Annotated in this window: 13 protein-coding genes; 11 read left to right on the plus strand and 2 right to left on the minus strand. The window is 46.1% G+C overall.

Features of this window, described 5'->3' with window-relative positions; translation table 11 throughout:
• Positions 1-153 precede the first annotated feature (153 nt).
• Complete coding sequence (locus tag M3636_RS26330; protein ID WP_251384499.1) at positions 154-1314, plus strand: AI-2E family transporter; 1161 nt, start codon at positions 154-156, stop codon at positions 1312-1314.
• A gap of 658 nt (positions 1315-1972) precedes the next feature.
• Here the strand turns inward: M3636_RS26330 and M3636_RS26335 are convergent.
• Entirely contained in the window at positions 1973-2344 is a 372-nt protein-coding gene (locus tag M3636_RS26335; protein WP_128100183.1) for an ArsR/SmtB family transcription factor, read from the minus strand.
• Between the two features lie 444 nt (positions 2345-2788).
• Here M3636_RS26335 and M3636_RS26340 point away from each other — a divergent pair, with 444 nt between their 5' ends.
• The 8 genes from M3636_RS26340 (at position 2789) to M3636_RS26375 (ending at position 11072) form a co-directional block, all read left to right on the plus strand.
• Positions 2789-5146 carry a heavy metal translocating P-type ATPase gene (locus M3636_RS26340; RefSeq protein WP_251384500.1) on the plus strand — a complete coding sequence of 786 codons (2358 nt, stop codon included), beginning with the start codon at positions 2789-2791 and terminating at the stop codon, positions 5144-5146.
• 117 nt (positions 5147-5263) lie between these two features.
• On the plus strand, positions 5264-5617 hold the full coding sequence (locus tag M3636_RS26345) for an SdpI family protein (RefSeq protein WP_251384501.1): 354 nt from the start codon (positions 5264-5266) through the stop codon (positions 5615-5617).
• A gap of 200 nt (positions 5618-5817) precedes the next feature.
• The gene (locus tag M3636_RS26350; RefSeq protein WP_251384502.1) at positions 5818-6024 is read left to right on the plus strand and encodes a DUF6366 family protein; all 207 of its coding nucleotides are present in this window, start codon (positions 5818-5820) and stop codon (positions 6022-6024) included.
• Between the two features lie 127 nt (positions 6025-6151).
• Positions 6152-6619: a MerR family transcriptional regulator gene (locus M3636_RS26355; RefSeq protein ID WP_251384503.1), complete on the plus strand. Its 468-nt coding sequence runs from the start codon at positions 6152-6154 to the stop codon at positions 6617-6619.
• 241 nt (positions 6620-6860) lie between these two features.
• Complete coding sequence (locus M3636_RS26360) at positions 6861-8081, plus strand: MFS transporter (RefSeq protein ID WP_251384504.1); 1221 nt, start codon at positions 6861-6863, stop codon at positions 8079-8081.
• Positions 8082-8099: 18 nt separating this feature from the next.
• Complete coding sequence (locus M3636_RS26365) at positions 8100-8522, plus strand: universal stress protein (RefSeq protein WP_251384505.1); 423 nt, start codon at positions 8100-8102, stop codon at positions 8520-8522.
• A 197-nt stretch (positions 8523-8719) separates the two neighbouring features.
• Complete coding sequence (locus M3636_RS26370) at positions 8720-10144, plus strand: aldehyde dehydrogenase family protein (protein WP_251384506.1); 1425 nt, start codon at positions 8720-8722, stop codon at positions 10142-10144.
• Positions 10145-10259: 115 nt separating this feature from the next.
• Entirely contained in the window at positions 10260-11072 is an 813-nt protein-coding gene (locus M3636_RS26375; RefSeq protein WP_251384507.1) for a MerR family transcriptional regulator, read from the plus strand.
• A gap of 164 nt (positions 11073-11236) precedes the next feature.
• Here M3636_RS26375 and M3636_RS26380 read toward each other — a convergent pair whose 3' ends face one another.
• The gene (locus M3636_RS26380; RefSeq protein ID WP_056697222.1) at positions 11237-11716 is read right to left on the minus strand and encodes a GAF domain-containing protein; all 480 of its coding nucleotides are present in this window, start codon (positions 11714-11716) and stop codon (positions 11237-11239) included.
• Positions 11717-11900: 184 nt separating this feature from the next.
• On the opposite strand from M3636_RS26380, the gene M3636_RS26385 reads away from it, so the two are divergent.
• Entirely contained in the window at positions 11901-12188 is a 288-nt protein-coding gene (locus M3636_RS26385; RefSeq protein WP_128100194.1) for a hypothetical protein, read from the plus strand.
• Positions 12189-12457: 269 nt separating this feature from the next.
• A complete protein-coding gene (locus M3636_RS26390) occupies positions 12458-13039 on the plus strand; it encodes a GNAT family N-acetyltransferase (protein WP_440131397.1) in 582 nt (193 codons plus the stop codon).
• The last annotated feature ends 42 nt before the right edge of the window (positions 13040-13081 follow it).

Below are 13081 nucleotides of genomic sequence, written 5' to 3' on the forward strand. Positions count from 1 at the left end.
TGGGGCAGAAGGTTGTATTTCGGGTAAAATGAGTATACCGATCAATTATGAAACGACAGATTGAGTCGATACGTATAAATCGGGAGTGTCATACATAAGTTGGCTTGTACAGAGTTTGCGTACATCAGCAATAGAAGAAAGGAAGACAAGTCTATGGAACAACCGGAACAACCCCGAATTTGGCCGGATCGATTCAAACGATTTTTTTTGAATAATAAGTTTGTCCTATTCCTGTTGATTCTGTTATTGGTTGGGTTGAACGTTATGGTGATGACGAAGATATCCTTTGTTTTTCATCCCATTGCAGTGTTGATCAAAACCATTGTATTACCCATCATTTTGTCTGGAGTACTGTACTATCTGCTGAATCCGCTGGTTGATGTGATGGAGAGGTGGAAAATTAAGCGCGGCTGGTCAATATTGATTCTGTATCTCGCTATAGGCGGTATTTTGACCATTGTCGTACTTGCTGTTATTCCTGTATTGCGCAATCAGATTATGGGTCTAATTGCGAACTTCCCAGCATATAGCACAGCGGTGCAAGAGAAGTTTGTGCAGCTTACGGGAAGTGAAATGTTCAACCAGGTTCAAGAAACGATTAATTTTAATTTCGAAGATCTATGGGCTACAATCTCTGCGCGTGCTACGGAGATTCTGAATCACACGTGGACAGGAATCGGAGATTTCTTAGGTGTATTCACGGAAACTGTGCTGTCGATTGTGACGGTTCCGTTCATACTGTTCTACCTGCTCAAAGACGGCAAGAAGCTTCCAGCAAAAATTTTGTCCTTCTTACCAATCAAGAGCCGTACAGGTGCGATGCATGTGCTTGAGGATATTAACCATCAGATCAGCTCGTTCATTCGTGGACAGATTATCGTTAGCTTCTGCATCGGTGTTCTGCTCTACATTGGTTACATGATCATCGGGCTGGACTATGCATTAATTCTTGCTATTATTGCTTCATTCACCAGTGTGGTGCCGTATCTCGGTCCTGCTATTGCCATTACGCCAGCATTGATTGTAGCACTCGTTACATCACCAGTAATGTTGCTCAAAATGATTGCTGTCTGGACGATTGTGCAACTGATCGAAGGCAAGTTCATTTCGCCACAGATCATGGGTAAAACATTGAAGATTCACCCAATCACCATTATCTTTGTTATCCTGACCTCAGGTAACCTGTTCGGCGTTGTCGGCATTCTGCTGGCTGTACCAGGTTACGCGGTATTGAAGGTATGTATTTCCCACATCTTCAATTGGTTCAAGAGCAGTACTGGTCTATATGACCCGAACAAAAACAATCTATTGTAGAGGAAGTTCAAAAAGTCCGCTTTTGATTACGAAGGATGCCTGACGGCATCTCTGCGTCGAAGATAGGATTCAGCCGAAATGTCCGTTGCTCACGTAGGTTTGCCTACGCTCCGCTACTCCATTTCTAGCTTCATCCCATCTTCTTGGTACTGAAAACCGTCCTTTTTGAACATGTATTGTAGAGGAAGTTCAAAAAGTCCGCTTTTGATTACGAAGGATGCCTGATTGCATCTCAGCGTCGAAGATAGGATTCAGCCGAAATGTCCGTTGCTCACGTAGGTTTGCCTACGCTCCGCTACTCCATTTCTAGCTTTATCCTATCTTCTTGGTACTGAAAACCGTCCTTTTTGAACATGTATTGTAGAGGAAGTTCAAAAAGTTCGCTTTTGATTACGAAGGATGACTATAAAACGGTGCCCTTATGAACAAGAACCCCCGCCTGTCGGCTTACTGCCGAAGGACGGGGGTTCTTGTTTGTTCAGCAGGTTAGGGCGTGTCTGCAAACTCGCTGAAGTGCATCTTTTACCGCCTTTTCGCCCCCTGCTGCGTCAGTTCCCCTTGACGTGCCCCGGCACGCCTGCGGAAAACTTCCTTGCTTGGAACAAAAATTCGGCAAAATCTGTGTCCTTCGGAGTTCTCAGACACGCCCTAGCTATACCTAGCCATGCTTAATATGCTGGAGCGTTTGCAGGAAGATCTGCTCAATATGTGTATCATCCAGGGAATAATACACCGTCTTGCCCTCTTTGCGCCGCTTCACAATGCGCATATTGCGTAGTGAACGTAGCTGATGTGAAATGGCTGACTGCCCCATATCAAGCAACACCGTGAGATCATGCACACATAATTCCTTTTGCAACAGAGCATCAATAATACGTAGACGCGTTGGATCACTGAATGCCTTGAACCAATCTGCCATTTCGGAAGAAGTCTCCCGATCTATTAGAGATGTACGGATGGACTGCACATCTGCCTCGGTACCTGAGCAGGCGACGTCGCATTCGGATACAGCTTTAACCGGTTGTTCCATTACCTATCACCGCCTATATTCAATCAACACTAAATAACTTGTTATACGATATACGCCTATTATATCCAAAAATCGTCTAAAGCGAAATGATTACTATTAGCATAATTTGTATGAAAAATCAATTGCGAATGTTGACACTTGTATTTAGGCATGCATATAATGAGGTTAAATGAACATATGAATGATTGCTCATGCGTTATAATAAAAGAATTATTTGAGCTATATAAGTTCAAACAAACTTTTTACACGAGAACGGAGAGGACAGAAATAACATGAAGAAGCGGAGCGTTCGCGTTTATCACCGGATTTTCCCTTTAAAAGAAGGGAATCAAAAAAATCTGGGGATAACAGCGATCGGAAGGTTATTCTGTCATCGGAGTGGTAAGTGTAAGCATGCTTTAATTGAACTGATATAGTTTCGCAACTGCAAAGGGGAGAATTCACATGGGAACCGGATCAGAACAGGTGAAGAGGGAACTGCTGCTAGATGGATTAGATTGTGCGAACTGTGCGTTGAAGATTGAGAATGGTGTCAAAAAAATTAACGGTATTACCGAATGCTCTGTTAATTTTGTAACCAAAACATTATCGCTGCACACAACATCAGATATGGATGAACAGGTTGTGGAGGAAGCGAAACGTAAAGTTTTGCGGTTAGAGCCACATATTCGTATCTCGGAAAAAGGCAAACCGTCTGCTGCTAATCGCTCCGAATTCAGCGGACTCCAACATCAAGGTCATGCACATGGGCATGGACATAACCATGGAAGCCATGATCAGCATACACACGATCATGGACATCTAACGACAGGCAGTGATCATGTTCATGAACATAGCCATCACAGCCATTCTTATAACCATAATCATGATCAGCATACTCACGCAGAGCACCAGCACGGTCACGAAGGTCATGCTCATGCTGGTCATTCCCATGAACATGGAGCTGGGCAGACCAAAGTGCTACTCGCTAGGCTCGCAGCGGGTTCCGTTCTCATGGCGGCTGCGATCTGGTCTCCATTAGAAGGATGGGCACAGCTTGCGCTATTCATTGTTGCGTATTTGATTGCAGGGGGAGATATCGTTCTCCAAGCAGGTAAAAATATACTACGTGGTCAAGTGTTCGATGAATATTTCCTGATGTCGGTTGCGACGATTGGAGCTTTTGCCATTGGTGAATATCCAGAAGGGGTCGCAGTAATGCTCTTCTATCAGCTCGGTGAGCTGTTCCAGGGCATGGCGGTTAACCGTTCGCGGAAGTCAATACAGTCACTGATGGACATTCGTCCAGATTATGCCCACATCCTTACTGGTACAGGGGATGAGACAAAGCGAGTATCTCCTGAAGAGGTTCGGATTGGAGATCGTATCCTTGTAAAAGCGGGAGAGAGAGTTCCGCTGGATGGCATCGTGAGGGCGGGGCATTCGATGGTAGATACGTCAGCTCTAACGGGTGAATCCTTACCACGGGAACTGGAACCTGGAAATGATGTACTCAGTGGGTTTGTGAACAAAAATGGATTGCTGACAATTGAAGTGACCAAAACATTCGGGGAATCGACGGTTTCCAAAATCCTTGATCTCGTGCAGAATGCCAGCAGCCGTAAAGCCAAAACGGAACATTTTATAAGTAAATTCGCTCGGTACTATACACCGGTTGTTGTGATCCTGGCTGCGTTAATTGCATTGGTTCCGCCTCTGCTCTTGAGTGGTGCTACCTTCGCAGATTGGATCTATCGGGCTTTGGTCTTCCTGGTGATCTCCTGTCCTTGCGCGCTTGTAGTATCGATCCCACTTGGATTCTTCGGCGGCATTGGTGCGGCTTCTCGTAATGGTATTTTGGTAAAAGGCAGCAACTATCTTGAAGCATTGAACGATGTAAAAGTGGTTGTTTTTGACAAAACGGGCACACTAACCAAAGGCGTATTTAAAGTTACAGCCATTCGCCCAGAGGGCGGACGTACGGAAGAAGAGCTTATGCGGTTAGCTGCTATTGCAGAAGCCCAATCGAATCATCCCATTGCGGAATCTATTCGCGCTGCTTGGGGACGAGAGATTCCAACCGAAGGTGTGGACGGGTACGATGAAGTTGCCGGGCATGGTATCAAGGTTAAGGTAGATGGAAAAGAGGTACTGGCGGGCAATGCCAAACTGATGCAGCAGGCGAACATCTCCTATACTGCTCCGCAAAAGGTGGGTACTGTCGTTCACATTGCTGAGGCAGGAACGTACGCAGGACACCTGATTATCGCTGATGAAGTGAAGGATGACGCTGCAGATGCAATCCGAGCACTGCGTAAGCTGGGGATACGCAAAACGGTCATGCTCACTGGGGACGCGAAGGCAGTAGGTGAAGCAGTCGGGCATGATCTGGGTGTGGATGAGGTCTACGCAGAACTATTACCTCAGCACAAAGTCGAGCAATTGGAGAAGTTGGAAGCAGCCAAGTCACCGAAGGAGAAAATGATTTTTGTCGGTGATGGGATCAATGATACACCGGTGCTTGCCCGGGCTGATGTAGGTGTTGCTATGGGAGGACTCGGTTCAGATGCGGCAATTGAGGCCGCTGACGTTGTGATCATGACCGATGAACCGTCCAAGATTGCCGGTGCAATTCGCATTGCCAAGCGAACTCGCGTCATTGTATGGCAAAATATCGGATTTGCCCTTGGTGTCAAAGCCATCTTCCTGTTGCTCGGTGTGTTCGGGATTGCAACCATGTGGGAAGCGGTGTTCTCGGATGTAGGCGTCACGGTTCTTGCTGTCCTCAACGCTATGCGGGTACTGCGAGTACAGGAAAGCTAAGTTTTCGAAACGCTTCATGGCGGCTCTTCGTATATACGTAGAGCCGTTTTTTTGTTTTTAACAGGTCGTGGTCATGTAGGCTGAGTAAGCTCAACAGAAGAAAGGGGAAAGGCAGTTTTGGCTGGATCGATTTTAGGGATAATATGTGGGGTGTGTTATTTTATACTGGGTTTCATGATGTTCAAGAAACCACCGAGAGCAATTAACGGAATCTACGGTTATCGTACACCAAGAGCGATGAGTGATCCGGAATTGTGGAAGGAAGCGCAGCATTATGCCTCGAATCTGATGATGCAGTTTGGCTTTATCATTCTGGTATTCGGGATTCTTGGATTTTGGTTTACTGAAGTACAAGCCTTGATACTGAGTCTCGGCTCGTTAGCTTTTTATACGATTCGATTGTTTGTGAAGGTAGAGGGGCGTTTGAAGGAGTTACAAAGTAAACCTAAAAAAAAGCCGCAGAATGCATAATATAAATAGGCATAGCACTAACCGAGGGACTCGCACAAGCGGGTCTTTTTTTGTAGCTATTAAAGTAGGTGCATACGAATAAACATAGAATTAAGCTGATTATAAAATATATACATATTTATGGATGATTTAACCAGAAATGAAACATTTATTTAGTATAATAGGACTACAACCAAAACTGTGAGACTGGGGGAGATCAGATGACGAATCAAGAGCCGCAGCGAGAAAGAGAACGGCTAGCCCGCGAAGAATTAAAGAATAATCCAACGGGAACGATGAAGGATGCATATGATCGGTCGACGATTGGCAACCTAGGAGAATTGGTAAGCACCCTAGGATGGAAGGGCATCGGGGTAATCATATTGATTATTTTAGTGGGAATCGCAGTGAAGTCGATTTTCTTTTAATGTTTTTGAAGTGGAGAAGCTTCATTCCAGATTCCGTATACATAAAATCTAACGTTGACGTTAACGTTATAATTATATATAATTATGTACATATAAAATTACAGACATATAAAGTGAGGTGAAGGAAATGAGTTTGTATAAAATTGATGATGTCGCTAAGGAAAGTGGACTAACCAAACGTACAATCCGGTATTACGAAGAGATTGGTGTCATGCCTTCACCTCAACGGACGGATGGTGGCACGCGCTTATACACCCGGGAGGATATTACGTATCTGAAAAAGGTCGTTCGCGCCAAGGAGGTATTGGGTTTCTCACTTCAGGAACTGCATGCGTATGTCGCAACATCAGATGCGCTGAATGAACAGCGTTTTGACTATCAGCAGACGATTGAAGTGCAGGAGCGCATTGAGAAGCTGAGCACGATGGAGACCACGCTGAATGAACAACTGGAGTTGATTGAACAGAAACTTCATAGCATTCATGCCGTGCAGAGTGAACTTGAGGAGTTACGAGGACGAGTTCAGACGGGTATTCAGCGGTTGCAGGAACAGAAACAAGAACAAGACGCATCAGATCGAGTCCAAGACGGATAAATAGCAGTGCGAAAGATAATGTGAATGTGATTTGAAAGAAATAGGGGCGATCAGCCTTACGACGAAATAAAGGTATATAGCTGAGAACATAAGCACCGCCCATGTCGGTGTTCTTTTGTTCCGTTTTGATTGCGTTTTTTATGAAAGTGAAATGAAATTTTCATCTATTTACAAAGCTTTAACTGTTAAGTAATAAACCGAGCAACGCCAATACACAGACCATCATCAGGAGGAATTAGTTATGAAAAGAGAACCATCGCTACCTGACGAATTGCCATCATCACGCGGAGGGCTGTTATCACAGCCGAGAGCCGTATGGGCTGTCGCCTTTGCATGTATTATATCGTTTATGGGGCTCGGACTTGTCGATCCAATCTTGCCTGCCATAGCCGATCAATTGCACGCATCCAAAAGTCAGGTTTCCCTGTTATTTACGAGCTACAATGCGGTCACAGGTATTGCCATGCTGATCACCGGTGTTGTATCCAGCCGGATTGGTGTGAAATGGACGCTACTGAGCGGTATATTGCTCATTATCATTTTCTCCGCTCTTGGGGGAACTTCGGATACGGTAAGTGCTCTGGTAGGGTACCGTGGCGGTTGGGGTCTTGGTAATGCGCTATTCATCGCAACAGCGTTATCTGCCATTGTAGGTCTGTCCACGTCAGGGACAGCGAAAGCTATTATTTTGTACGAGGCAGCACTGGGGCTTGGGATTGCAGTAGGTCCACTGCTCGGTGGCGAGCTTGGCTCCATCTCATGGCGCGGTCCGTTCTACGGTGTGGCTGTGTTGATGACCATTGCGTTTATTAGCATTACGTTTATGTTGCCTAAGATGGCCAAACCGAAAACAAGAAGTTCCTTGTCCGATCCGTTCAAGGCGCTTAGTTATCCATCTCTGAAAACCTTAGCGATTACCGCTTTCTTATACAATTTTGGCTTCTTTACATTAATGGCTTATTCACCATATGTCATGAATCTGGACGAGCATGGGTTAGGGTACGTGTTCTTCGGTTGGGGACTGGCGCTGGCGATTACATCTGTATTTGTAGCTCCTAGACTGCAACGTCGATTCGGATCGGTTCCATCCATGAGTGTCATGTTAACTTTGTTCGCTATTGATCTGGTTGTAATGGCTGTAGGTACAGTGATGGGCTCTTCTACAACCGTCATTGTGGCAGTAATTGTAGCTGGTATTTTCCTAGGCATTAACAATACGTTAATCACAACCGCTGTAATGGAAGCCGCGCCAGTGGAGCGTTCAGTAGCATCTGCGGCCTACAGCTTTGTTCGTTTCTTGGGTGGTGCTCTTGCACCGTGGCTTGCAGGTAAATTATCCGAATGGTTCATGCCGGAGACACCGTTTTATTTTGGCGCGATCATGGTGCTGATTGGTGTGGTTGTTCTGTTGGTTCGCCGCAGCCATCTGCGTGAGATCGATACGGCTATTTCGCATCATTAATACCGAGGAGGAAGCGACATGATTGAACGAATACTTGTAGCGGTGGATGGATCGGATCATGCTCATAAGGCGCTGGAGGCAGCGGTCGAACTAGCAGAGGGTATGCAAAAAAATCCGCAATTGCTCATTGTACATGTGAATCCATCGATATCCATCAATGAGCCTGCGCTGGGCGTTGATCTGGACGCTAGAATTGCCGAAGAAGGCAGACGTATCGTAGAGCCGATTCATGCGTTCTTGTCAGGACGTTCTGTCCCTGCTGAGACACTTCTAGTAGCCGGAGATCCTGTGAATGAGATTTGCCGGGTTGCACGGGATCAAAGATGCGGGCTGATCGTTATGGGTGCGGGAGCCAAAGGTATGCTGGCTGAGATTGTACTTGGCAGTGTGAGTCACGGAGTCTTGAAACATGCTCATTGTCCTGTACTAACAGTTAAATAGCGCTGTAGCTGCATGATAAAGAGCTTGTATATGAGCTTTACGGTTCGAGACATCTGAGATTGTTACTTAGATGAAAAATGCAATATTAAGCCTATCTACTGGGTTGAGAATAATAAAATAGTGTATAAATAAATAGGGTGATCCCGTGTTAATTTATATGTTCATCTTGTAGTAATGAAGGGATGGAGGATGCAGCAATGAAAAAACAACATCTGTTTATCGGAGGGAAACCTACCGAGTCTATACAATATAAAGAGCTTCAAGCACCTTATTCCGGTGAGACACTTGCGGAGGTTGCTACGGCTTCGGCAGAGGAGACGGAAGCAGCTATTGCTGCGGCAACCCAGGCTGGAGATACAATGCGCCGAATGCCCGCACATCAGCGTGCGGATATCCTATATAAGCTTTCAGAGCTGCTCCAGGAACGTAAGGATGAGGCCGCACGAGTTATTGCTCTGGAAGCGGCGAAGCCAATTACAGCTGCATTAGCCGAGGTAGATCGGACAATTGAGACATACCGTTTTGCTGCAGAAGAGGCGAAGCGGCTAACTGGTGAGACTGTACCTATGGATGCAGCCAAAGGCGGAGAAGGACGTGTTGGATTTACGATGCGCCAGCCGCTCGGTGTCATTGGAGCCATTACGCCTTTTAACTTTCCGATGAACCTGGTGGCGCACAAAGTTGGACCGGCGATCGCAGCGGGTAATACCATTGTGCTGAAACCAGCAGAGCAGACCCCGTTATCTTCATACTATATCGCTGATCTACTCCAGGAGGCAGGTTTACCAGATGGTGCCTTGAACGTGGTTAGTGGAGATGGCAAGACGATTGGTGATGTGCTCGTGGCTGATCCACGTATTGCCCATATTACTTTTACAGGGAGTCCAGCTGTAGGGAAGAGCATTCGCAGCCAGGCTGGGTTGAAACGAGTGACCCTGGAGCTTGGATCGAATGCCGCTGTTATTGTGGATCGGGATGCGAATCTTGATAAAGTAATCCCTAGAAGTGTGACAGGTGCATTTACTTATCAGGGGCAGGTATGTATCTCTCTTCAACGGATTTATGTACACCGTGAGATCGCAGATGAATTTATTCGTCGTTTTGCAGAGGCTGCGAAGCAAGTCGTCACAGGTGATCCCTTGAACCCGGATACAGTTGTGTCTGCGCTAATATCAGCGAAGGATGTACAACGTACTCAAGAATGGATCGCCGAAGCGAAGCAGGCAGGAGCTGAAGTGGTGGCTGGGGGCGAAGTGCAAGGTGGGGTTCTGCGTCCTACTGTTCTAGTCAATGTACCCCGCGACGCCAAAGTATCCTGTCAGGAGGTATTTGCCCCGATTGTGGTCATTAATACGATTGATTCGATTGAAGAAGGTATTGAACATGTGAATGATTCCATCTATGGACTGCAAGCAGGCATATTCACGAATGATATTCAGACGGCTTTACATGCGGCGGATCATATTGAAGCTGGCGGTGTCATGATTAATGATATTCCTACATTCCGGGTTGATCATATGCCATACGGCGGCGTGAAGCAGAGCGGCATGGGACGTGAAGGTGTGAAATATGCAGTGGAAGAGATGACCGAATTGAAATTTGTGATGTTTAACAAAAATTAAGCCAGTGAACAATTGATCGATCTTAAGGCAGCGATCTACTACCTGATGAAGCACTTATGATCTGATAATATGTCTGAAACCCAGTAGTTGCAGACCATGACAGGAGGTGTTTGGAATGGCATATACTATGGCTGACGTATCCGGTATGTCCGGAGTGAGTTTGGATGAATTAAGTCAATATGTGAATGCTGGGCTCTTAACCCCAGCGTTTGTCGGCAATGACCCGAACGACGTGTATTATGAGAAGCCGGAACTGTTAAAGCTCCAGCAAATACTGTTCTGCAAGGAACTTGGTGTGGAGCAGGAAGAGATCGGCTCAATGCTACAGGAAGATCCGTATGACATGATTCAAATGATGCAGCAGCAACGTATTCAAATGCTAGAAAAGGCACTTCGCTTGCATGGTCTAATACAAACACTCGACAAAACGATATCCCATCTGCAAGGTGAGCAAGAAATTGAGGAGTGTGCACTATACGAGGGATTTGTTGAGCCGAGACAGCGCAGTGCGTTACTGCAACAACCTTCATCGGGCGCTGATTCGATGTTTCGTCCGAAGTTGGATGAGATGAACACAGACAAGCCTAGGCACAATCAACAATCTGATAATACACTCCGGAGTGTGCAGCTTAAGACGAAAAGAGACTATCTGGATTCTCAGGAGAAAATAGATGGCATCAATCGTGACCTGCAGCAGGCCATCGAGGATGGTTTGTCTGCGGATAGTCCGAAGGTGCAGCAGATTATTGACAGACATCTGGAATGGGTCAGAGGGTATTATACGCCTACAGCCGAGATCTACCGGGAGTTAGGTAATCTGTACGTTGAACATCAGAACTTCCGCCAAATGTATGACGGGTATCATCCTAAGCTCGCTGAATTTCTAAGGGATGCCATGTTGATTAAAGCGGAACAAGAATTGTCTTAGATGCATAACATGTTGAAGGGCGAGCAGAACATGGGTGTATGAAGATGGCAAATGAAAAAGCACAGTCCAGTTGCGGACTGTGCTTTTCATTTTGCCGAATTTTCCGATTGTAAGAAGCAAATGACCTCACAAGCTTTATGCGTATAGAGGCTCACAGTACCTGCTTACAGTTGGTCTACGAGCAGTTGTACTGCTTGCTCCAGGAAGATCCGGTCTTCGTCGTCAAAACGGTTCTTAATCGGACTGTCGATATCGAGTACTCCGTATAGTTCCCCATTTTTAATAATCGGTACGACGATTTCGCTGTTGGATGCAGCATCACAGGCAATGTGGCCTGGGAAAGCATGTACATCGTCAACGACGAGCGTACGTTTTTCTGCAGCAGATGTGCCGCATACACCGCGTCCAAGTGGGATACGGATGCAGGCAGGCAGTCCTTGGAATGGACCAAGTACAAGTTCTTTGCCATCATACAGATAGAAGCCGACCCAGTTGGTATCGGTCAAAAATACATTGAGCAGCGCCGCTGCGTTTGCCAGATTGGCAATGGCGCTAGGTTCATCGCGAATCAGAGCGCTTAACTGTCCCAGGACGGCGTTGTGCTGCTCGCTTCGTGTTCCTTCATAAGAAACAGCTTGAAACATGGTTAATCACCCTCCCGAGCAAAAATGGTACTTATTTTCAAGATAGTGTAGTGTATGTCGTTAGTCAAGCGGAGGATTTTGAAAACGAAGGAACTAGCCTGTAAATTCCTCCTGTTTCTCTGCTTCTTCACTGGGGTAATTACTTAGCAATCACAGAGGGCGAACCCTGGAAGGAGATTGACTTATGCACGCAGAGGTACAGAATCTTTTTGTACGGATTCATCTTCTATATTTGGCTCAGCATCAGGATTTGACGGTTAGTGACGCACTGCCTTGGCTGGAAGAACGGGGATATCGTGTGGGAGAGCGGGAGATTAAGCAGGAGCTTGAACACCTGACCCAAGAGAATTTCCTGACGGCTCATGGAGACCAGTGGAGTCTTACAGGCACAGGTATTGAGGAGTATAAGGAAATTACAGCTGTACTCGGCCGAGTCAGCAATGAATTGTTAGCCACAGGCACTGAAGCGTAGGTAAACCTAATTGTGAAGATATGATTGGGACAAGCTATATGGCTGAATGTGCCTGATGAGTTGAGCAATATGTAGAACAAGACCGGGAGCATATGTGACCCGGTTTTTTTGATGTTATAATAGAGGCTGTTCCGAAGGTACACTTCGATCTTCACCGTACTTTTTTGAACATGCACGAATCAGGATTAAACCGTTGCCATCATGCGCAGGTTATGGTTAGATAATTATTGAATTTTTATGGTCTTAAGGTATGGATCGGATCGGAGAGTATGTTGATGTATAAATGTAAAGGTAGAATCCCCGAGCTTGAGACGGGACGTCTTCGCTTGCGCAAAATGCGTCGCCGGGATGCTGCTCAGATGTTCGCGTGCTGGTCAGATCGAGAGGTGACCCGTTATATGAATCTGGCCCCAATGGTTGGGGCAACTGAAGCAGCGGATATGATTGGTCTGCTTAACCATATGGCTGGAGAAGAGGATGCGATCCGTTGGGGAATAGAGCTGAAAGAGACAGGACGCCTTATTGGAAGCTGTGGATTCAATACATGGCAACTTGAAGGCGCGTTTCGCGGTGAGATCGGCTATGAGTTAGGACGTAACTACTGGCGGCATGGGTATATGTCGGAGGCGTTCTCGGTATTGTTGTCCTTTGGATATGAGACGATGGGACTTAATCGCATTGAGGCGCTTGTGGATCCGCGTAATGCACCGTCAGGTGGATTTCTGGAGAATATGGGATTTACGAAAGAGGGGTTACTTCGTCAAATTCAACATACGTCTACGGGATACAAAGACATGTTAATGTATTCTCTTTTGTATGATGAATGGCTGCGGGCGCGTAATAATAAATAAAAAGATTCAACTGGACCTTTTACACGAGAACGGAGAGGACAG

Source organism: Paenibacillus sp. MER 99-2 (assembly GCF_023714095.1).
Taxonomy (GTDB): domain Bacteria; phylum Bacillota; class Bacilli; order Paenibacillales; family Paenibacillaceae; genus Paenibacillus.